The sequence below is a fragment of the Streptomyces hundungensis genome, from assembly GCF_003627815.1.
In the GTDB taxonomy this organism is placed as follows: Bacteria; Actinomycetota; Actinomycetes; order Streptomycetales; family Streptomycetaceae; genus Streptomyces; species Streptomyces hundungensis_A.
This window is the reverse complement of the sequence record NZ_CP032698.1, coordinates 2,648,912-2,670,347: the sequence shown is the minus strand read 5'-3', so window position 1 is coordinate 2,670,347 and position 21,436 is coordinate 2,648,912. Positions and strand designations below refer to the sequence as shown.

15 protein-coding genes are annotated in these 21,436 nt (G+C 70.9%); 9 read left to right on the top strand and 6 right to left on the bottom strand.

Features of this window, described 5'->3' with window-relative positions:
- Positions 1-1,149: a PQQ-dependent sugar dehydrogenase gene (locus tag DWB77_RS11855; protein ID WP_162952518.1), complete on the bottom strand. Its 1,149-nt coding sequence runs from the start codon at positions 1,147-1,149 to the stop codon at positions 1-3.
- 375 nt (positions 1,150-1,524) lie between these two features.
- On the bottom strand, positions 1,525-2,538 hold the full coding sequence (locus DWB77_RS11850) for an aldo/keto reductase (RefSeq protein ID WP_120721233.1): 1,014 nt from the start codon (positions 2,536-2,538) through the stop codon (positions 1,525-1,527).
- Between the two features lie 74 nt (positions 2,539-2,612).
- Between DWB77_RS11850 and DWB77_RS11845 the strand changes: the two genes are divergently transcribed.
- The 7 genes from DWB77_RS11845 (at position 2,613) to DWB77_RS11815 (ending at position 13,158) form a co-directional block, all read left to right on the top strand.
- The gene (locus DWB77_RS11845; protein WP_120721232.1) at positions 2,613-3,554 is read left to right on the top strand and encodes a 2-hydroxyacid dehydrogenase; all 942 of its coding nucleotides are present in this window, start codon (positions 2,613-2,615) and stop codon (positions 3,552-3,554) included.
- Between the two features lie 391 nt (positions 3,555-3,945).
- A complete protein-coding gene (locus tag DWB77_RS11840) occupies positions 3,946-6,819 on the top strand; it encodes a putative bifunctional diguanylate cyclase/phosphodiesterase (protein ID WP_120721231.1) in 2,874 nt (957 codons plus the stop codon).
- A 227-nt stretch (positions 6,820-7,046) separates the two neighbouring features.
- A complete protein-coding gene (locus DWB77_RS11835; RefSeq protein WP_120721230.1) occupies positions 7,047-8,912 on the top strand; it encodes an acetolactate synthase large subunit in 1,866 nt (621 codons plus the stop codon).
- A gap of 26 nt (positions 8,913-8,938) precedes the next feature.
- Positions 8,939-9,466: an acetolactate synthase small subunit gene (ilvN, locus tag DWB77_RS11830; RefSeq protein ID WP_120721229.1), complete on the top strand. Its 528-nt coding sequence runs from the start codon at positions 8,939-8,941 to the stop codon at positions 9,464-9,466.
- A 107-nt stretch (positions 9,467-9,573) separates the two neighbouring features.
- Positions 9,574-10,575, top strand: a complete 1,002-nt coding sequence (ilvC, locus tag DWB77_RS11825) for a ketol-acid reductoisomerase (protein ID WP_120721228.1) — start codon at positions 9,574-9,576, stop codon at positions 10,573-10,575.
- 312 nt (positions 10,576-10,887) lie between these two features.
- Entirely contained in the window at positions 10,888-12,480 is a 1,593-nt protein-coding gene (gene serA, locus DWB77_RS11820; protein WP_120721227.1) for a phosphoglycerate dehydrogenase, read from the top strand.
- A 93-nt stretch (positions 12,481-12,573) separates the two neighbouring features.
- The gene (locus DWB77_RS11815) at positions 12,574-13,158 is read left to right on the top strand and encodes a TetR/AcrR family transcriptional regulator (protein WP_120721226.1); all 585 of its coding nucleotides are present in this window, start codon (positions 12,574-12,576) and stop codon (positions 13,156-13,158) included.
- 34 nt (positions 13,159-13,192) lie between these two features.
- Here the strand turns inward: DWB77_RS11815 and DWB77_RS11810 are convergent, their stop codons facing one another.
- Positions 13,193-14,353, bottom strand: coding sequence for a PucR family transcriptional regulator (locus DWB77_RS11810; protein ID WP_120727672.1), 1,161 nt, complete (start codon positions 14,351-14,353; stop codon positions 13,193-13,195).
- A 211-nt stretch (positions 14,354-14,564) separates the two neighbouring features.
- On the opposite strand from DWB77_RS11810, the gene DWB77_RS11805 reads away from it, so the two are divergent.
- Together DWB77_RS11805 and pruA are read left to right on the top strand one after the other, a co-directional pair.
- Positions 14,565-15,491, top strand: coding sequence for a proline dehydrogenase family protein (locus DWB77_RS11805; RefSeq protein WP_120721225.1), 927 nt, complete (start codon positions 14,565-14,567; stop codon positions 15,489-15,491).
- A gap of 89 nt (positions 15,492-15,580) precedes the next feature.
- Complete coding sequence (gene pruA, locus DWB77_RS11800; protein WP_120721224.1) at positions 15,581-17,212, top strand: L-glutamate gamma-semialdehyde dehydrogenase; 1,632 nt, start codon at positions 15,581-15,583, stop codon at positions 17,210-17,212.
- A gap of 84 nt (positions 17,213-17,296) precedes the next feature.
- On the opposite strand, the gene DWB77_RS11795 is transcribed toward pruA, so the two are convergent.
- From DWB77_RS11795 to DWB77_RS11785, 3 genes are all read right to left on the bottom strand, one after another.
- Positions 17,297-18,001: a nitroreductase family protein gene (locus tag DWB77_RS11795; RefSeq protein WP_120721223.1), complete on the bottom strand. Its 705-nt coding sequence runs from the start codon at positions 17,999-18,001 to the stop codon at positions 17,297-17,299.
- A 114-nt stretch (positions 18,002-18,115) separates the two neighbouring features.
- On the bottom strand, positions 18,116-20,167 hold the full coding sequence (locus DWB77_RS11790) for a phosphocholine-specific phospholipase C (protein ID WP_120721222.1): 2,052 nt from the start codon (positions 20,165-20,167) through the stop codon (positions 18,116-18,118).
- A gap of 263 nt (positions 20,168-20,430) precedes the next feature.
- On the bottom strand, positions 20,431-21,351 hold the full coding sequence (locus DWB77_RS11785; protein ID WP_120721221.1) for a LysR family transcriptional regulator: 921 nt from the start codon (positions 21,349-21,351) through the stop codon (positions 20,431-20,433).
- Between the last annotated feature and the right edge of the window lie 85 nt (positions 21,352-21,436).

Here is a 21,436-nt window from a genome sequence, read left to right as displayed (position 1 = left end):
TCAGGTGACGTCCAGTTCCAGGATGCGGTCGTCGCCCGGCTTGGGGATGCCGCGCGAGTCGGTGTTGTTGGTGAGCAGCCAGAGCTTGCCGGCGCCGGCCGCCAGCACGGTGCGCAGCCGTCCGTACTGGCCGCCCAGGAAGGCCTCGGGAGCGGCGAGCGGCTTCGTGGCGTCCAGCGGGACGCGCCACAGCAGTTCGCCCTTCAGCGAGGCGATCCACACGCAGCCGCCCGCGAAGGCGATCCCGCTGGGCGAGGCCTCGGACGTCTTCCACTGGGCGACGGGATCGACGTACCCCGGCTTGCCGCCCCGGCCCTCCACCACGGGCCAGCCGTAGTTCTTGCCGGGTTCCACCAGATTGAGCTCGTCCCAGGTGTCCTGCCCGAACTCCGAGGCCCACAGCCGGTTCTCGCCGTCCCAGGCCAGGCCCTGCACATTGCGGTGTCCGTAGGAGTAGACCAGCGAGTCCGCCTCCGGATTGCCGTACGCGGGCTGCCCGTCGGGGGTCATCCGCAGGATCTTGCCGGCCAGTGACGTCTTGTCCTGGGCGAGCCCCCGCTCGCCGGTCTCGCCGGTGCCGGCGTACAGCATCCGGTCCGGACCGAAGGCGATCCGGCCGCCGTTGTGGACGCTGCCCTTGGGGATCCCGCGGAGGATGGTGTCGGGCGCCCCGAGCTGCTGGCCCTCGGGCCGCTGCGGGTCGTAGTTCATGCGGGCGATGCGGTTGTCGGACTCGGTGGTGAAGTACGCGTAGAGAAGGTGGTCGGAGGCGTACGTGGGGGACAGGGCGAGCCCCAGCAGCCCTCCCTCGCCCTGGTGGTCCACCCCGGGCACGCTGCCCACGGCGGTCTTCTTGCCAGTTGCGGTGTCGACGCGTACGACGGTGCCGTCGTCGCGGGAGCCGACCAGGAGGCCGCCCTCGGGCAGGGGAGCGATGCCCCAGGGCGACTTCAGGCCGTCGGTGACGGTCCTGGTCACCTTCACCGAGCCCTGGGCGGGCGGCAGTTGGGCGCTTCGGGACGGAGCCGTCGCGGGAGCCTTGGTGGCGGAGCCGACGCCTTGGCCCTCGGGGTGCGCGGGTCCCGAGGAGCAGCCGGCCGCGAGCACGAGTGTGGCTGCGGCCAGGGTGGTGGCGGTGGTTCGTCGCACGGTTCTGGTTCCCTTCACCGGGGTCGATGCGGGTCCATTCTGACGGCCGCGCGAACGCCCCCGGCGCCGCCGCCCACGCACTTCCCCGCGCCCCCAACCCCCTGCTCATGTGCGGACCGTGCCCGCGTCCCGCGCAGTTCCTCGCGCCCCTAACCCCCCGGTCGCGTGCGGACCGTGCCCGCTTCTCGCGCAGTTCCTCGCGCCCCTAAACCCCCTTTCGTCTGCGGGCCGTGTGTGGCTGGGCGCGCAGTTCCTCGCGCCCCTTAAGTGCTCGGCGCGGGCCAGCATGGGCAACCTCAGCCCGTCCGGCGATTGAGGACGAGCGCCCTTTAGGCGCGATACGGGGTCTGGGGCGGAGCCCCAGGGGCTGTCGGGTCAGTCTCGGGCCGGTGGGAGTGCGGCCAGTTCTGTCAGGTCCAGGGGGGTCAGAGCGAGGGCCGCCGCTCGGGCGTTCTCCCGGACCCACTCCGCCCGCTTGGCGCCGGGCACCGGGATCACCTGGCTGCCCTGGCGCAGCAGCCAGGCGAGCGCCACCTGCCCGGGCGTCGCCCCGTGCCGCTCCGCCACCCGGCGCAGGCCGACCACCACGGGCTGGTTGGCCGCCATCATCTCCGCCGTGAAGCGCGGGTGGCGGGCCCGGATGTCGTCCGGTTCGAAGCCCTGGCCGGGGGTGAGGGTGCCCGTCAGGAACCCGTTGCCCAGCGGCATCGCGGCCAGCAGGGCGACCCCGCGGGCGGTGCACCAGGGCAGCAGCGTCCGCAGCGCCTCGCGCGACCAGATCGCCAGCTCCGCCTGGACGGCCGCGACCGGGAACACCTGCTGCACCCGGTCGAGCAGCCGCACCGTCTCCTCGTACCGGCCCACGTGCAGCCCGTGCACCCCGGCCACCGGCGCGGTCCGGCGCACCGCCCGCGCGCCCATCGCGCTCAGCCCCAGCGCCCGCACCTTCCCCGCCGTCACCAGCTCCGCCATCGCCCCCCAGGTTTCCTCGACGGGGACCTCCGGGTCCGCGCGGTGCAGCAGATACAGGTCGATGACGTCGGTGTGCAGGCGGCGCAGCGAGGCGTCGCAGGCCCGACGCACGTACCCGGGGCGGCCGTTGGCGACCACGTGCTGGTCGACGCCGACGAGGAGCCCGCACTTGGTGGCGACGAACGCCTCGTCCCGCCGTTCCTTCAGGACCCGCCCGATCAGCAGCTCGTTGGTGAACGGGCCGTACATGTCGGCGGTGTCCAGCAGGTTCGCGCCGGTGTCCAAGGCGGCGTGCACGGCCCGCAGGGAGCGCTCCAGGTCCTGCTGCGAGCGGCTGTAGCCCCAGCTCATCGGCATGCAGCCGAGCCCGATCGCACCCGCCCGCAGGGCCCCCGCCCCGATTGTCCTGCGCTCCACCTGGCCGGATCCCTCCCTCGTCGCTCCCCAAACTAACCTCTGGCCCCCGCAGCCCTTCGCATAGCCTCCTGACCATGACTTCAGACGTGTGGATGCCCTTCGACCCGGCCGATGTCCCGGGCCTTCCCGCCGAGCTCGCGTACCGGTTCTGGGACGGCGGCCCCGACTATCCGGCCGACCCGGCCGACTGCGCGTTCTACGTGGTCCCGTACATGAAGCCGTCCGAGATCGCGGTCCGTCCGCTTGCCGCCATGACCGGTGTCCGTGTGGTGCAGACGCTGACCGCCGGCATCGACCACGTACAGCCCGGCATCCCTCTGTTGGCGCCGGGCGTACGCCTGTGCAACGCCCGGGGTGTGCACGAGGCGTCCACCGCCGAGCTGACCCTGGCCCTGGTCCTGGCGTCGCTGCGGGGGATCCCCGGGTTCGTCAGGGGACAGGAGAAGCAGGAGTGGCGGTCGGGTTTCTATCCCGCGCTCGCCGACAAGTCGGTCCTGATCGTGGGGTACGGGTCGATCGGCGCCGCCATCGAAGACCGGCTCGCGCCCTTTGAGTGCGCGCGGGTGGCGCGCGTCGCGCGCTCGTGGCGCACAACGGAGCGCGGTGAGGTGCACGCCTTGACCGATCTGCCCGAACTGCTTCCGCACGCGGACGTCGTCATCGTCTCCACGCCGCTCACCGAGCGGACGAAGGGCCTGGTGGACGCCGCGTTCCTGGCCCGGCTCAAGGACGGGGCGCTCCTGGTGAACGTCGCGCGCGGGCCCGTCGTGGACACCGGGGCCCTGCTCGCCGAACTGGAGTCGGGCCGCATCCACGCGGCACTCGATGTCACCGACCCCGAGCCGCTGCCCGTGGGGCACCCGTTGTGGCATGCGCCGAATGTCCTCATCAGCCCGCATGTGGGCGGTTCGAGCTCGGCTTTCACGCCCCGCGCCAAGCGTCTGCTGGCCGCTCAGCTCACCCGCTTCGCGGCCCAAGAGCCGCTCGACAACGTGGTTCTGACGACGGATCAGTAACGCTCCGGAGCGAATCGGGTGCACCGGGTGCCTTGCCGATTGCGGGCTGTCACTGAGCGTATAGGGACTATGTCCCTGAGTGACGAGACTGGTGTATCGTCCCGACCGGGGGCCGGCGCCGTGCGTCTACGGCGCGGGAGCGATCACTGCGAGGGGGGCGACGGGCGATGCACGGCCAATGGACGAACGATCCGACGCGGTGGAACAACCTGCGGCATCCCCGCCGCGCGCACCGCGCGACGGCGCACCGCTGTGGAGCGGCGACCGCCGAGGCGATAAGCGGCACAACGACGAACAGCGCGCAAAAGCACGGCTTGCGTGCCGCGGATATCGGCACCCGGCTCCGGCCGGGAGGGATCCCGGTGCGGCTCCGGTGGCGTGGAGCGGTCCGGTGAGCGCGCCCGGAGCGATTCTGACCCGGCCGCCCCTGTCCGGAGGCGGCGGCCCCTGCATGGTTTCCCCCCTGGTGCTCGCAGTGATCTGTGCCGGATATGCCACCGGCGCATTCCTGGGCTGGGGATCCCCCGAACTCGCCCAGATCATGGGCGACTTCGGGCTCTCCTTCGCCGCCCTGATCGCGGCGATCTCGTGTCTGCGCTACGCGCGCGGCGGCGCGACCGGCAGCGAGAGCAGCTTTCGCCCGGCCTGGCTGCTGTTCTCCTTCTCCTCCGCCATGGCCGCCTGCGGCAACGGCGTCTGGGGCTGGTACGAGGTGGTGCTCCGGCGGGAGGTGCCCACGACCTCGGCCGCCGACTTCTTCTTCCTCTGCTTCGCGCCGCCCGCCATCGTGGGCCTGCTCGTTCTCGCCAAGCGCCCTGTCACCAAGGCGGGTTGGGTCTGCTTGGCACTCGACTCCTGGCTCATCGGCGGCTCCCTGCTCACCCTGTCCTGGAGCCTGGCCCTGGCCCGCACGGCGCGTGAGGGCGAGGGCGAGGGCGTGGCCCACGCCACCCTCACGCTCGCCTATCCGCTGCTCGACATCGTGCTCGTCAGCATGGTGCTCGCGCTGCACTTCCGGCGCTCCTCGGCCAACCGGTCCGCGGTGAACACCGCCATCGCGGCGCTCGCCCTGACCGTCCTGTGCGACGCGTTGTTCACCTCGCCGCTGCTGCACGAGCAGTACCACTCGGGGCAGCTCCTGGACGCCGGCTGGTTCGCCGGCTCCCTGCTGCTCGCCTACGCGCCCTGGGGCGCCCGCAGGCTTCCCCAGCCGCCGCCGCGCAGGCCCGCCGTCGCCCCCCGGGGCGCCCGCCCGTCCGCCGTGCGGCCCCGCCCGCACCCGCAGCCCGCCACCCGGCCGCTCGCCAGCTCCCTGGCCGCGCTCACGCCGTACCTCGCGGCAGCCGTGTGCACCCTGGGAATCCTCTACAACGTCATCGCGGGCCACCGGGTGGACCGGATGGTCGTCTTCGCCGGGTGCACCGTGGTGCTCGCCCTGGTGATCCGCCAGGGGATCATGCTGCTCGACAACATCGCGCTCACCCATGAACTGGCCCAGAAGGAGAACCACTTCCGCTCCCTGGTGCAGGGTTCGAGCGACGTCATCATGATCGCCGCGCCCACCGGAATCCTGCGCTACGTCAGCCCGGCCGCCGCGGGGGTCTACGGGCGGGACGCGGAGGAGCTGGTCGGTTCCGAACTGGCCTCGCTCATCCACCCCGAGGACCTCGGCCGGGTGGTGCACGAGCTGCGCCGGTTTCTGGCGGCCCCGCCCGCCGAGGAACCCACGACGCGGATCGAGTGCCGCTTCAGGTCGGGGACCGGCGAGTGGCTCAATGTCGAGTCGACCGTCAACCGCCACCAGGGCGGCCTCATTCTCAACAGCCGCGACGTGACCGAACGGGTGCGCCTGCAAGCCCAGTTGGAGCACAGCGCCGAGCACGACCCGCTGACCGACCTGCCCAACCGCGCCCTGTTCACCAAGCGGGTGCGCAAGGCGCTCGGCGGCCGGCGCAGCTCCGACCCGGGCACCGCCGTGCTCTTCATCGACCTCGACGGCTTCAAGCAGGTCAACGACACCATCGGCCACCAGGCCGGCGACGAACTGCTCATCCAGGCCGCCCGCAGGCTCCAGGAGTCGGTACGGGCCGGCGACACCGCGGCCCGGCTCGGCGGCGACGAGTTCGCCGCCCTGATCCTCGGCGACGGCACCCGCGACCCGGCGGCCCGCGAGTACCAGGTCAGGGAGATCGCCGACCGGCTGCGGCTCACCCTGTCCCAGCCGTACCAGATCGACGGCAACGATGTCCGGGTCGCCGCCTCCATCGGCGTCGCCTTCGCCGAGCCGGGCATCGGCGCCGGGGAACTGCTGCGCACCGCCGACCTCGCGATGTACCGCGCCAAGAAGGGCGGCAAGAACCGGGTCGAGCTGTACGCACCGCAGATGCAGGCCGAGGTGGTCCGCACCACCGAACTCGCGGCCCGGCTGCGCACCGCCTTGAACGAGGGCGAGTTCGCGGTCCTGCACCAGCCCGTCGTCGACCTCGTCACCGGTGAGGTCTTCGCCGTCGCGGCCCAGGCCAGGTGGAGATCGGCCCAGGGCATCCTGTTCACCCCGGCCGAATTCCTCCGGGTCGCCGACGAGAACGAGCGCGCCGCCGAACTCGGCCGCTGGCTGCTCGAAGAGGCCGTGGAGCTGGCCGCGGAACGGATGCGGGCCGGCCACACCACGCCCGTGTCGGTACGCCTCTCGGCCCGCCGGCTGCTCGACAAGTCCTTTCCGCTCGGCTCCGTGGAGGCCCTGCTGGCCCGGCACGGGCTGCCCTCCGGCGCATTGATCATCGAGCTGGCCGACAGCGACCCGAGGATCTCCTTCGACGAGCTGGAGCGGCGCCTGGTGAGCCTGCGCAGAGCCGGCGTACGGATCGCGCTCGACGGGTTCGGCAGTGGCTACGCGGCGATCAACGCGCTGCGCCGCCTCCCCATCGACCTGCTCAAGCTGGACCGGGGGCTCGTCGAGGGCGTCGTCGAATCGGCCCGCCTTCACAAGATCACCGCGGGGCTGCTGCGGATCGCCTGCGATCTCGGCATGCAGTCCTTGGCCGACGGTGTGGACGTGCCGGAGCAGGTCCTCGCACTGCGCGCCATGGGCTGCACCCATGGGCAGGGCATGGCGTTCTCCGGGCCGCTGGACGAGTTCCGGCTGCGACGGGCGCTGCGACGGGGGGAGTACCCGGTGCCGGGCGGAGTCGCGCTGCCCGTGCTCAGTGGCCGGAGCGGACCCCTGCTCGGCTCACATAATGAGACGCCCGTCCCACCTACTTGACACCACCTGCGCGCCGGGGGGAGGGTCAATGCCATGCGCACCCGAATTCTCGTACTTGGAAAGCGCGTCGGCTGAAGCGGGGCCCCTTGCAGGCTCCGCAGACCGCACCCGACGCGCTCCCCTCGCTTGCCTCACGGCACGAGGGGTTTTTTGTTGCACTGGCACCCCTCAAGCACCACCGCGATCTCGACCAAACCACCGCGAACACCCTGAGCTTCGAGAAGAGAATGCCGATGACCGAGCAGGCCACCGGGGCCCACCATCCGCAGCCGCGGCCCCGTAACGGCGGACACCAGTCCGCGACCGTTGAGCACGTCACGGGCGCGAAGTCCCTCATCCGCTCTCTCGAGGAAGTCGGGGCGGAGGTCGTGTTCGGGATCCCCGGCGGCGCCATCCTTCCGGCGTACGACCCGATGATGGACTCCACCCGGGTCCGCCACGTCCTGGTCCGTCACGAGCAGGGCGCGGGCCACGCGGCCACCGGTTACGCCCAGGCCACCGGCAAGGTCGGGGTGTGCATGGCGACGTCGGGCCCCGGCGCCACCAACCTGGTCACGCCGATCGCCGACGCCCACATGGACTCGGTGCCGCTGGTCGCGATCACCGGTCAGGTCTCCTCGCAGGCGATCGGCACCGACGCCTTCCAGGAGGCGGACATCGTCGGCATCACGATGCCGATCACCAAGCACAACTTCCTGGTCACCAAGGCCGAGGACATCCCGCGCACCATCGCCGAGGCCTTCCACATCGCCTCGACGGGCCGTCCGGGCCCGGTCCTGGTCGACATCGCCAAGGACGCCCTCCAGGCGCAGACCACGTTCTCCTGGCCGCCGCACCTGGACCTGCCCGGCTACCGCCCGGTCACCAAGCCGCACGCCAAGCAGATCCGCGAGGCCGCCAAGCTGATCGTGGCGGCCAAGCGCCCGGTCCTGTACGTCGGCGGCGGCGTCCTGAAGTCCGGCGCGACCGCCGAGCTGAAGGTCCTCGCGGAGCTCACCGGGGCGCCCGTCACCACCACCCTGATGGCGCTCGGCGCCTTCCCCGACAGCCACCCGCAGCACGTGGGAATGCCCGGCATGCACGGTGCGGTCACCGCCGTCACCGCCTTGCAGAAGTCGGACCTGCTCATCGCGCTCGGCACCCGCTTCGACGACCGCGTCACCGGCAAGCTGGACAGCTTCGCGCCGTTCGCCAAGGTCATCCACGCGGACATCGACCCGGCCGAGATCGGCAAGAACCGCGAGGTCGACGTCCCGATCGTGGGCGACGCCCGCGAGGTCATCGCCGACCTGATCCAGGCCGTCCAGGCCGAGTACTCCGAGGGCCACAAGGGCGACTACACCGCCTGGTGGAAGGATCTCGAACGCTGGCGCGAGACCTACCCGCTGGGCTACGACGAGCCGAACGACGGCACGCTCTCCCCGCAGCGCGTCATCCAGCGCATCGGCGAACTCGCGGACGCGGACACCATCTACGCGGCCGGCGTCGGCCAGCACCAGATGTGGGCCGCGCACTTCGTCAACTACGAACTGCCCGCCACCTGGCTGAACTCGGGCGGTGCCGGAACCATGGGCTACGCGGTCCCGGCCGCCATGGGCGCCAAGGCCGGTCAGCCCGACCGCATGGTCTGGGCGATCGACGGCGACGGCTGCTTCCAGATGACCAACCAGGAACTCACCACCTGCGCGCTCAACAACATCCCGATCAAGGTCGCCATCATCAACAACGGCGCCCTCGGCATGGTCCGCCAGTGGCAGACCCTGTTCTACAACCAGCGCTACTCCAACACCGTCCTGCACTCGGGACCGGAGGACGGCGTCGCCGAGCAGGGCCGGCCCAGCGGCGGCACCCGCGTCCCGGACTTCGTCAAGCTGTCCGAGGCGATGGGGTGTTACGCGATCCGCTGCGAGCGCCCCGAAGACCTGGACAAGGCCATCCAGGAGGCCAACTCGATCAACGACCGTCCCGTCGTGATCGACTTCATCGTCCACGAGGACGCCCAGGTGTGGCCGATGGTCGCCGCCGGCACCTCCAACGACGAGGTCATGGCCGCCCGCGGAGTCCGTCCCGACTTCGGCAACGAAGACGACTGAGAGCTGTAGGAAGAGGTAAGAGGCTCATGTCCACCAAGCACACGCTCTCGGTCCTGGTCGAGAACACCCCCGGCATCCTGGCCCGGATCGCCGCGCTGTTCTCCCGCCGCGGCTTCAACATCGACTCGCTCGCGGTCGGTGTCACCGAACACCCCGACATCTCCCGCATCACCATCGTGGTCAATGTCGAGGACCTGCCGCTCGAGCAGGTGACCAAGCAGCTCAACAAGCTCGTCAACGTCCTGAAGATCGTCGAACTCGAGCCCGGCGCTGCGATCCAGCGCGAGCTCGTCCTGGTGAAGGTGCGTGCCGACAACGAAACGCGCTCCCAGATCGTCGAGATCGTCCAGCTGTTCCGCGCCAAGACCGTGGACGTCTCGCCGGAGGCCGTGACGATCGAGGCCACCGGCGGCGCCGACAAGCTGGAGGCGATGCTGAAGATGCTGGAGCAGTTCGGCATCAAGGAGCTCGTCCAGTCCGGCACGATCGCCATAGGGCGCGGCTCCCGGTCCATCACGGACCGTTCGCTGCGCGCCCTGGACCGCAGCGCCTGAGCCCCGCCGGCCGGGCCTGACCCGCCCGCATCGCGAGACTCACCCGTTCCTCACTCACCCCCACCGATACGGTGGAAGCACCACCAGCACACCAAGGAGATATCCCAGTGGCCGAGCTGTTCTACGACGACGATGCCGACCTGTCCATCATCCAGGGCCGCAAGGTCGCGGTGATCGGTTACGGCAGCCAGGGCCACGCCCACGCGCTGTCGCTCCGTGACTCGGGTGTCGACGTCCGCGTCGGTCTGCACGAGGGCTCCAAGTCCAAGGCGAAGGCCGAGGAGCAGGGCCTGCGCGTGGTGACGCCGTCCGAGGCGGCCGCCGAGGCCGACGTCATCATGATCCTGGTCCCGGACCCGCTCCAGGCCCAGGTCTACGAGGAGTCCATCAAGGACAACCTGAAGGACGGCGACGCGCTGTTCTTCGGCCACGGCCTCAACATCCGCTTCGGCTTCATCAAGCCCCCGGCCGACGTGACCGTCGCGATGGTCGCGCCCAAGGGCCCCGGCCACCTGGTGCGCCGCCAGTACGAGGAGGGCCGCGGCGTTCCGTGCATCGTGGCCGTCGAGCAGGACCCGCAGGGCAACGGCCTGGCGCTGGCGCTCTCGTACGCCAAGGGCATCGGGGGCACCCGGGCGGGCGTCATCAAGACGACCTTCACCGAGGAGACCGAGACCGACCTCTTCGGCGAGCAGGCCGTGCTCTGCGGCGGCACCGCCGCGCTGGTCAAGGCGGGCTTCGAGACGCTGACCGAGGCCGGCTACCAGCCGGAGATCGCCTACTTCGAGTGCCTCCACGAGCTGAAGCTGATCGTGGACCTCATGTACGAGGGCGGCCTGGAGAAGATGCGCTGGTCGATCTCCGAAACCGCCGAGTGGGGCGACTACGTCACCGGCCCGCGGATCATCACCGCCGACACCAAGGCCGAGATGAAGAAGGTCCTCGCCGAGATCCAGGACGGCACGTTCGCCAAGAACTGGATGGACGAGTACCACGGCGGTCTGAAGAAGTACAACGAGTACAAGACCCAGGACTCCGAGCACCTCCTGGAGACCACCGGCAAGGAGCTGCGCAAGCTCATGAGCTGGGTGCAGAACGAGGAGGCGTAAGCCCCCCGTCAGCGGGGTCGGGCACGGTAGGTGTGCCCGACCCCGCTGGTATCGCACGGCCCTGGACACCGCGTCCAACCCCCATCGGGTGATCCTGCCTTCACGGCGGAGAACCCCCGGGGAGCGGCACTACACTGCTCGACAACACATATACGCGTCAGGCCCACAGCGTCGTGCGTCTTCCACGCGGTACAAGCGACCCCGAGGAATTGCAGGCACGCCCCCGCGCCCGAAAATCCCCGGCGCCGCTTCCCCCTCCACCGCCTGCGGCCGTCGGGACGGCCGTCCGCAAAGGATTCAGTGAGGACCCACGTGAGCTCGAAACCTGTCGTACTCATCGCTGAAGAGCTGTCGCCCGCCACCGTCGACGCCCTCGGGCCGGACTTCGAGATCCGGCACTGCAACGGGGCCGACCGCGCGGAACTGCTGCCCGCCATCGCCGGTGTCGACGCGATCCTGATCCGCTCGGCCACCAAGGTCGACGCGGAGGCCATCGCCGCCGCGAAGAAGCTGAAGGTCGTCGCCCGCGCGGGAGTTGGCCTCGACAACGTCGACGTCTCCGCCGCCACCAAGGCCGGCGTGATGGTCGTGAACGCCCCGACCTCCAACATCGTCACCGCCGCCGAGCTCGCCTGCGGTCTCCTGGTCGCCACCGCGCGCAACATCCCGCAGGCCAACACCGCGCTCAAGAACGGCGAGTGGAAGCGGAACAAGTACACCGGCGTCGAGCTCAGCGAGAAGACCCTCGGCGTCGTCGGCCTCGGCCGCATCGGCGTCCTGGTCGCGCAGCGCATGTCGGCCTTCGGCATGAAGATCGTCGCGTACGACCCCTATGTGCAGCCGGCCCGCGCCGCCCAGATGGGCGTCAAGCTGCTCTCTCTCGACGAGCTGCTCGCCGTGGCCGACTTCATCACCGTGCACCTGCCCAAGACCCCCGAGACGCTCGGCCTGATCGGCGACGAGGCGCTGCACAAGGTGCAGCCGCACGTGCGGATCGTGAACGCGGCGCGCGGCGGCATCGTGGACGAGGCCGCGCTGTACTCCGCCCTCAAGGAGGGCCGGGTCGCGGGCGCCGGTCTGGACGTGTACGCGAAGGAGCCCTGCACGGACTCCCCGCTCTTCGAGCTCGACCAGGTCGTCTGCACCCCGCACCTGGGCGCGTCCACCGACGAGGCCCAGGAGAAGGCCGGCATCGCCGTCGCCAAGTCCGTACGGCTCGCCCTCGCGGGCGAGTTGGTGCCGGACGCGGTCAACGTCCAGGGCGGCGTGATCGCGGAGGACGTCAAGCCGGGTCTGCCGCTCGCGGAGCGTCTGGGCCGCATCTTCACCGCGCTCGCCGGCGAGGTCGCGGTGCGGCTCGACGTCGAGGTGTACGGCGAGATCACCCAGCACGACGTGAAGGTGCTCGAACTCAGCGCGCTCAAGGGCGTGTTCGAGGACGTCGTCGACGAGACGGTCTCCTACGTCAACGCGCCGCTGTTCGCGCAGGAGCGCGGTGTCGAGGTCCGTCTGACCACCTCCAGCGAGTCGCCCGACCACCGCAACGTGGTGACCGTGCGCGGCACCCTCTCGGACGGTGAGGAGGTCGCGGTCTCCGGCACCCTGGCCGGCCCCAAGCACCTCCAGAAGGTCGTCGCGATCGGCGAGTTCGACGTGGACCTGGCGCTCGCCGACCACATGATCGTGCTGCGCTACGAGGACCGTCCCGGCATCGTGGGCACGGTCGGCCGCGTCCTCGGCGAGGCCGGGCTCAACATCGCCGGGATGCAGGTCGCGCGCGCGGAGGAGGGCGGCGAGGCGCTCGCCGTACTCACCGTGGACGACACCATCCCGCAGCACGTGCTGGCCGAGGTCGCCGAGGAGATCGGCGCCAACTCGGCCCGCTCGGTGAACCTGACCGACTGATCCACCCCGCTCCCGCGGCTCCCGTACCCGGCCCGCAGACGTTCATAGACGCTTGTCTTAGACGGATGTCTGTATGCCGGGTACGCTGCTGTCATGGGACACCGTGAGGATCTGCTCGAAGGCGCCAAGCGCTGCCTGTTGGACAAGGGGTTCGTGCGCACCACGTCCCGCGACATCGTCAAGGAGTCGGGGACCAACCTCGCCTCCATCGGCTACCACTACGGGTCGAAGGACGGGCTCCTCGCGGAGGCGTACATCTCGCTCGTCGAGGGGGTCTCCGACGCGTTCGACGCCACGCCCGCCGCGACCGAGACGGCCCCCGGCTCGCTCGAACGCTTCCAGGAAGTCTGGACGAACATCATCGCCACCATGGCCCAGCCGGGTTCGCTGTGGCGGCTCAGCATGGAGATCGTCGTCATGGGCGACCAACTCCCGGGCGTGCGCGACCACTTGGCGCAGGCGCAGCGCGAGGGTGCGCGCGGCATCATCCCGATGCTCATGGGGGGCGAGGAGTCCGAGGTCGAGGAGAAGACCGTCGACACCCTCGGCAAGTTCTACATGACGCTGATGATGGGGCTCATCGCCCAGTGGACCTTCGACCCGGCGACGGCCACCCGCGCCGAGGAACTCACCGAGGGCCTGCGCCAGGTGATGGCCGCCGCGCGCGGCGAGTCCTAGGGGCCGTACGCCCGGGCCATACGGCCGGTAGGCCTCAGAGCCGCGCGGCCTTCAGGGCCATGTGCAGCAGCAGCCGGTCCTCGCCGCGGTCCAGGTCGAGGCCGGTGAGGTGCTCGATGCGTGACAGGCGGTAGTAGAGCGTCTGGCGGTGGATGCCGAGGGCCGCCGCGGCGCGCGCCGCTTGGCCCGCGCCGTCGAGGAACACCTCGGCGGTGCGGGCGAGTTCGGTGTGTGCCGGGCTCAACAGGGCCCGTACCGCGGGGTCTTGGGGCGCCGGGGTCGCCAGCGCGGTCAGGATCCGGTAGGGGCCGATCGCCGACCACTGCGCGACCGGGCCGAGCCCGGGCTCGGCAAGTGCCGCCCGTACGGCGGAGGTTGCCTCGCGGTGGGCGAGGGCGAGTTCGGCCAGACCCCGGCGGGGCGTCGCCATCCCGGCGGCCGCCGCGCCGCCCGCTTCCCCGCGCAGCCGTTCCGCCGCGGTTCGGGCGGGCCCGAGCGCGTCCGCCGACCGCAGCCGCACCAGCGCGGCCAGGGCGTGCCCGGCGCCCGCGCCGCCCGCGCCCCCGGCGGGCCACGGCACCGTGCACACCGCCGCCGCCCCCGCCACCGTACGGACCGACGGCGGGTCCTCCTCGGGCCAGGGAGCCACGCAGACCACCACGTGCAGGCCCTCCGCGTCCGCGCCGAGCGCGCTCTGGAGGGCGGCCGTCGCCGTGTCGCGCTGCCAGCCGTGGTCCGCCGTGAGCACCGCCCGGAACTCGCGGGTCAGGTCCGCCCCGGCCTGCGCCTCGTCCGCGAGCAGCGCCCCGATCCTGGCGGCCACCTCCATCGCCGAGGCGAGCTTGTCCCCGGCAGGACCCGGCTCCGCGTCGAGCAGCCAGACATAGCCGAGCGCGATGCCCCGGTGGCGCACCGGAAGGCAGATCCGGCCGCGCAGCACACCCGCGTCGGGTGCGGCCGGAATGCGGACCGGGCCGGTGGCGCGGGTGATGCCGAAGCCCTCGAACCAGGCGCGCACCGCGGGCGTCGACTTCCTGGTCAGGATCGAACGGGTGCGGACCGGGTCCATGTCCAGGTCGTCGTCGGAGTCGTGCGCGCCGAAGGCGATCAGCCCGAAATCCCGGTTCTCCAGCGTCGCGGGGGCGCCGAGCAGCGCCGAGATCTCATCGACCAGGTCCTGGTAGTCGCCCTTCACACACGCCATTCTCGCTCATCGCCCGGGCCGCTTCAGACAGGTGTATGAGATCCGGGCCACGGATGCGTGACACCTGTCGATGGCAGAGGATCGGGGAGATCCTTAGGTTTCACGGTGGTTCTCCGTGCCGTCGCCGGAGCGCCGGGAAGACGTGCTTCGTCCCTCCGGTCCCGTCGGCGGCCCCGTCTAGTTCTTTCCGTGGAGGTGCCCCGTGCTGGGTCCCGTGATCCTCGCCGCGTCGCGCAGCGACAAGATGCGCAAGCTTGTTTCGGCCGCCCCGATGACCAAGCCCGTGGTGAACCGGTTCATCCCCGGCGAGACCCTCGACCAGGTCGTCCCGATCGTCGAGGAGACCGTCGGCAAGGGCCTGGAGCTCACCCTGGACGTGGTGGGCGAGGACATCACCACTCCCGAGCAGGCCGCCCACGCGCGCGACGCCTATCTGGAGCTCATCGAGCGCCTGAAGGAACTCGGCCACGGCACCAAGGCCGAGATGTCGGTGAAGCTGTCGATGTTCGGCCAAGCGCTGGAAGGCGGCCACGAGCTGGCCCTCGCCAATGTGCGCCCGGTCGTCGAGGCCGCCGCCGCCATCGGCACCACGGTCACCCTGGACGCCGAGGACCACACCACCCTCGACTCGATGTTCGCCATCCACGAGGAGCTGCGGAAGGACTTCCCCGAGACGGGCTGCGTCATCCAGGCCTACCTCTTCCGCACCGAGGCCGACGCCCGCCGGCTGGCCGCCGCGGGCAGCCGGGTGCGCATCGTGAAGGGCGCCTACAAGGAGCCCGCCGAGGTCGCCTACCAGGACAAGAGCGAGATCGACAAGGCGTACGTCCGTATCCTGAGGATCCTGATGGAGGGCGAGGGCTACCCGATGATCGGGTCCCACGACCCGCGCCTGATCGCCATCGGACAGGAGCTCGCGCGGCGCGCCGGGCGCAAGCTGGACGAGTACGAGTTCCAGATGCTCTACGGGATCCGCAGCGAGGAGCACCTGCGGCTCGCCGCCGAGGGCCACCGGATGCGTGTCTACACCGCGTACGGCACCGACTGGTACGGCTACTTCATGCGGCGCCTCGCGGAGAAGCCGGCCAACCTGCTCTTCTTCGTCCGGTCGATGATCACCAAGAACTAGATCTTTTCGGACAGGCCCCGAGCCTCCTCCGTTCCCCCCAACACCCCTCAGGCCCCACGCCCCACGTCTCACGAAGGAGTCAAGGAATCATGGACGCTGTGACCCAGGTCCCCGCCCCGGTCAACGAGCCGGTGCACGGCTACGCCCCTGGTTCCCCGGAGCGCGCCCGTCTGGAGGCCAAGCTCAAGGAGCTGGCCGAGAACCCGGTCGACCTGCCGATGACCATCGACGGCGAGAAGCGGATGGGCGGCGGTGAGCGCTTCGACGTCGTGCAGCCGCACAACCACAAGGCCGTCATCGGCACCTACGCCAACGCCACCGAGCAGGACGCCCAGGACGCGATCGACGCCGCGCTCGCCGCCGCCCCGGCCTGGCGCGCCATGTCCTTCGACGACCGCGCCGCGATCATCCTGCGCGCCGCCGAGCTGCTCGCGGGACCCTGGCGCGAGACGCTGGCCGCCTCCACCATGCTCGGCCAGTCCAAGACCGCCCAGCAGGCCGAGATCGACACCCCCTGCGAGCTCGTCGACTTCTGGCGCTTCAACGTCCACTACGCCCGCAACCTGCTCGCCGAGCAGCCCCCGGCGAACTCCCCGGGCGTGTGGAACCGCATGGACCACCGCCCGCTCGAAGGCTTCGTCTACGCGATCACGCCGTTCAACTTCACGGCCATCGCGGGCAACCTGCCGACCGCCCCGGCCCTGATGGGCAACGTCGTCGTGTGGAAGCCGTCCCCGACGCAGACCCACGCCGCCGTGCTCTTGATGAGCCTCCTGGAGGAGGCGGGCCTGCCCAAGGGCGTCATCAACCTCGTCACCGGCGACGGCCTGGCCGTCTCCGAGGTCGCCCTCAACCACCGCGACCTCGCGGGCATCCACTTCACGGGTTCGACCAAGACCTTCCAGCACCTGTGGAAGACGGTCGGCACCAACATCGAGAAGTACCGCACCTACCCGCGTCTCGTCGGCGAGACCGGTGGCAAGGACTTCGTCGTCGCGCACCCCAGCGCCGACCGCGCCGTCCTGAAGACCGCCCTGACCCGTGGCTCCTTCGAGTACCAGGGCCAGAAGTGCTCCGCCTCCTCCCGCGCCTACGTCCCGGCCTCGATCTGGAACGACGGCTTCAAGGAGGAGTTCGCGGCCGAGGTCGACGGCATCACCATGGGTGACGTCACCGACCTGTCGAACTTCATCGGCGCGGTCATCGACGAGCGCTCCTTCGCCAAGAACAAGGCCGCCATCGACCGGGCCAAGGCCGATGACTCCTGCACGATCGTCGCGGGCGGCACCTACGACGACTCGGTCGGCTACTTCGTCCGCCCGACCGTCATCGAGTGCACCGACCCGGCCAACGAGGTCTTCACGACCGAGTACTTCGGCCCGATCCTGGCGGTCCACGTCTACGACGACGCCAAGTACGACGAGATGCTGGAGCAGATGGAGTCGGCCTCCGACTACGCCCTGACCGGCGCCGTCATCTCCAACGACCGCGCCGCGGCGGCGTACACGATGGACAAGCTGCGCTACGCGGCCGGCAACTTCTACATCAACGACAAGTCGACCGGCGCCGTCGTCGGCCAGCAGCCCTTCGGCGGCGGCCGCGCGTCCGGCACCAACGACAAGGCCGGCGCCCCGCAGAACCTGATGCGCTGGACGCTGACCCGCGCCATCAAGGAGACCCTGGTCCCGCCGACCGACTACACCTACCCCCACATGGGCTGACCTGTAGTCGCACCGGAACCCCGCCCCCGTCCTTGGTCCCCCAACCGAGGACGGGGGCGGTTTCCATGCCGGGCCCGGCGGGGCTCAGACCTCGACGAGGACCTGGTCGAGCGATTTGCGGACCAGGTCGGGGACTTCGCAGTCGTCGGCCGGATAGCCGACCGGGATCACCGCGAACGCCTTCTCGTTCGCGGGCCGCTCAAGGACCTCGGAGAGGAAGCGCATCGGGCTCGGCGTGTGCACGAGCGCGGCGAGGCCGCTCTGGTGCAGCGCGGACAGCAGCAGACCCACCGCGATGCCGACCGACTCGTCCACGTAGTAGTGCTTGTGCTTGGTGCCGTCCTCGGCGAGCCAGTAGCGCTGCTGGAAGACGACGAGCAGCACCGGGGCGTCGGTGAGATGGGTCTTCACCGCGTCGGTGCCGATCGGGCGCAGCGCCGCCAGCCACTCCTCGCCGAGCCGCCCGTCGTAGGAGATCCGCTCCTCCTGCTCGGCCGCCTCACGGATCCTGCGCCGTACGTCAGCGTCCTTGACCAGGACGAACGTCCACGGCTGCTGGTGGGCGCCGGAGGGCGCGGTCGCCGCGCAGGCGACCGCGTCACGGACGACCTGCTCGGGGACCGCGTCGGGCGAGAAGCGGCGCACGGTGCGGCGCTCGTCCATGCGCGCGCGCAGCTCGGCGGCGCGCGCCAGACTCTCGGGCCTCGCCATCCGGGCCGGTCGGTAGGGGACGGGCCGGTACGGCTCGCCGTGGACGGGGGTCCAGTGCTGTTCCGTGGGAGAGGGCATGGAGGCAGTCTGGCGCGTCAACCTGGTCCAGTCCAACTCCCCTGATTACGGGGCGACTTGATAGCTTCCGGCGCCGCCGCGCCGCGGCCGGCCGGCCCGCTGCGAAGACCCGCCTCAGCCGCTGACGGAGGCCGCGCCGGTCTCGATGTGGCCCGTGTACCGGCGCGACCACGTGGCGTCCAAGTCCGCCGTGATGGTGAAGTCGTACCAGCCGTTCTGGTACGCCACCGCGTTGAAGAAGTCCTCGGTGGAGCCGCCCGCCGGGACGGTGTACGTCCAGGTGCCGGTGCGGTACTGGTTCGAGGTGATGCTGAACTTCACGGCGGAGGCCGAGGAGTTGCTCATCTTGAACCACACCGCCTGCTTGCCGGTGCCGGGCTCCACCGCGTAGCGCGCCGCCACCTCGACGTCCTTGCCCGCCTTCGTCGCGTCGCCCACGAAGCGGCGCTGGAAGCGGTTCGGGCCGATCAGGGTGAAGTCGTACTTGCCCGCGCCCGCGCCGGTGCCGATCTGGAAGAAGTCGGTGGCGGTGGAGCCCGCGTCGACCGTGTACTGCCAGGGCGTGGTGTCCCGGTAGGCGTTGGGGTGGAGGGAGAAGTGGGCGGCGCTGGTGGCGTTGGAGCCCTGGTTGGACATGCCGAACCAGGCCAGGATCTGCCCTCCGGTCTTGAACTCGAACCGGTCGAGGTCGCCACCCGGCTGGTACGGCAGCGGGCGGGCCGGACGGGTGCCGGACTCCTGCGCGGGCAGCGCGTTGGTGGTCGGCACGGGGTTGGGCAGCGGGCCGCAGGTGGCGATCCCGATCGCCTTGGTGGCCGGGAGCCCGGACGGCATGCCGTACACCGGCGCGGTGAAGTCGAAGACGCCGGTCAGATCGCCGGTGACCTTGCGGCGCCAGGCGCTGATGTTGGGGCAGTTCGCCGGGGTGCCGAGCGCCGCCGTCCACTTCTCCATGAAGCGCAGCACCGAGGTGTGGTCGAAGACCTCCGAGGAGACCCAACCGCCGCGCGTCCAGGGCGACATGACGATCATCGGCACCCGGAAGCCCAGTCCGTAGGGGACGCCGTTCAGGAACTCACCGGCCGTGCCGGCGGGCGGCGACGGGGGCGGCACATGGTCGAAGAAGCCGTCGTTCTCGTCGTAGTTCAGGAACAGGACGGTCGAGTCGAAGACGTCGGGGGCGGCGGCCAGCGCCCGGTACACCAGGTCGACGAAGTGCGCCCCGTCGCCGGGCGGGGCGTAGGGGTGCTCCGAGAAGGCCTGGTTGGCGACCACCCAGGACACCTGGGGGAGCGTCCCGGCCAGCGCGTCCGCCCTGATCGCGGCCGCGATGTCGTCCGGGGTGGAGCCGGTGGCCGCCGGGACGGAACCCATGCCGCGGTCGTGCAACGGGTCGCCGGGCCTCGCACTCGTGAACTTCGAGAAGTACGCGAGGCCGTTGTCGCCGTAGTTGTCGTTCGCGTTCTGGTAGACCTTCCAGCTGACCCCGGCGCGCTGGAGGGCCTCGGCAAAGGTCTCCCAGGTCAGGCCCGACTCGTCGCCGCCGTCGTAGCTGGAGCCGTCGACCCGGCCGCTCCACAGATAGGTGCGGTTGGGGCCGGTGGCGCTGAGCGTGGCGCTGAAGTAGGCGTCGCAGATGGTGTAGTTGTCGGCCAGCGCGTAGTGGAACGGGATGTCGCCGCGGTCGAGGTACCCCAGCGAGCGCACATTGCCGACCCCCGCGACCCAGCTGTCCATCCGGCCCCTGTTCCACGCCGCGTGCTGCGAGGTCCAGCTGTGCGGCAGATCGCCGTCGCACTGGGCGAGGGTCTCGCCGTCGGCGCCGCCCGAGGCCGGGGTGGAGCTGAGCTTCCACGGGTACTGGCGGCCGGCGCCGTTGGGCTGGTTGAAGACGGGCCGGCCGCCCGGCAGGAGGATGCCGCTCTTGTCGCCGAAGCCCCGGACGCCTTTGAGGCGGCCGAAGTAGTGGTCGAAGCTGCGGTTCTCCTGCATCAGGATCACCACGTGCTTGACGTCCTTGATGGTGCCGGTCGCCGTCGCGGCCGCCGTGCTGGTGGCCACTCGCCCGGCGGCCCCGGCGGCCCCGGCGGCCCCCGGTGACAGCACGGCGCCGGCCGCGACGCCCGCCCCGAGTGCCACGAACCCTCTACGACTGATCGGAGTCATCCGCCCGCCTCTTCGGTCGCATGTGCCCCGGTGGCACATCGAGCGCAAGAGTGGCGCCGGGCAATGGTCTGAAGCTAGACCTCTACGGCGATGGATATGTGAACAGGGGTGCAACGGCAGGGTTTTTGATGGTTCGTCAGGGTCGCGTGGGGTGACCGGGCCCGCAGGGGGCGGTGGGGTCCCGGGACCGTCACGGCCCGGGTCGTCCTCGCCGCGAACCGGACCCCGGGGGCGTCATCGCCGCTAACCGGGCCCCCGGGTCGTCACGGCCGGCCGGCGCCCGCCGCGTCGAGCCCCGCCACGATGTCCGCGAGGGCCCCGCGCAGCCAGCGGTGCGCCGGGTCCGCGTCCACCCGGTTGTGCCAGGCCTGGACGTAGGGGTTGGCCGGCAGGTCGAGCGGGATGTCGAGGACCGCAAGGGGCATCGCCCGCGCCGCCTCGACCGCGAACGGTCTCGGCACCAGGGCCAGCGCGTCCGAGCGCAGCGCGAAGAAGCAGGCCGCCGTGTAGGTCGGCGCGGTCGCCAACACATCGCGTACCAGGCCGAGTTCGGCGAGGCGCTCGTCGACCACGCTACGCACCCGGCCCCGCCGGGTCACCGTGATGTGGGGGAGCGCGGCGAACCGCTCGGGGGTGAGCCGCTCGGTGGCGCAGGGCCCGTCGGCGCGCGCCACGGCCGCGTAGCCGTACGCGCCGAGCGGCGCCGTGTGGACGTCGTGCGGCACCTCGCCCAGCTGGCCCACCTCCAGATCGATCAGCTCCCGCAGGTCCGCCGGGTTCTCGTCGCCCTCCGGCAGGATCCGTAGCCGTACCCGGGGTGCCTCGCGCGCCACCCGCTCGGTCAAGGCCGAACCGAAGATGACGGCCACGGCGTCATTGGACCGGAGGGTGAACTCCCTTGCCAGCGTAGCCAGTTCAAGCTCCTGCGGTGGGCGCAGCGCGGCCAGCGCGGCGGCGAGCGCCGCCTCCACGCACGGCCGGAGCTCGCGGGCGCGCGGCGTCAGCGCCAGGCCCCGCCCCGAGGGGACGAGCAGTTCGTCGCCCACCGCCCTGCGCAGCCGCCCCAGCGTCCTGCTCATCGCGGACGGCGAGATCCGCATCTCGGCGGCGGCCCCCGCCACGCTCCCGGCCCGCAGCAGCGCGTCGAGCGAGGGCAGCAGATTCATGTCCGGCAACGCTCCCATGCCCCGAGTATGGCCCACTGCTGCATGGCACGCACGCCTCGCCTGCGTAATCGGACCTTGTGTGCAGCAATGGCGGCCCTCAGGC

Coding starts and splice junctions, on each gene's coding strand:
- DWB77_RS11790 (WP_120721222.1), bottom strand. CDS start 20,167: ATGACTCCGATCAGTCGTAGAGGGTTCGTGGCACTCGGGGCGGGCGTC.
- DWB77_RS11845 (WP_120721232.1), top strand. CDS start 2,613: ATGACTTCAGACGTGTGGATGCCCTTCGACCCGGCCGATGTCCCGGGC.
- DWB77_RS11795 (WP_120721223.1), bottom strand. CDS start 18,001: ATGCCCTCTCCCACGGAACAGCACTGGACCCCCGTCCACGGCGAGCCG.
- DWB77_RS11815 (WP_120721226.1), top strand. CDS start 12,574: ATGGGACACCGTGAGGATCTGCTCGAAGGCGCCAAGCGCTGCCTGTTG.
- ilvN (WP_120721229.1), top strand. CDS start 8,939: ATGTCCACCAAGCACACGCTCTCGGTCCTGGTCGAGAACACCCCCGGC.
- DWB77_RS11835 (WP_120721230.1), top strand. CDS start 7,047: ATGCCGATGACCGAGCAGGCCACCGGGGCCCACCATCCGCAGCCGCGG.
- DWB77_RS11785 (WP_120721221.1), bottom strand. CDS start 21,351: ATGGGAGCGTTGCCGGACATGAATCTGCTGCCCTCGCTCGACGCGCTG.
- pruA (WP_120721224.1), top strand. CDS start 15,581: ATGGACGCTGTGACCCAGGTCCCCGCCCCGGTCAACGAGCCGGTGCAC.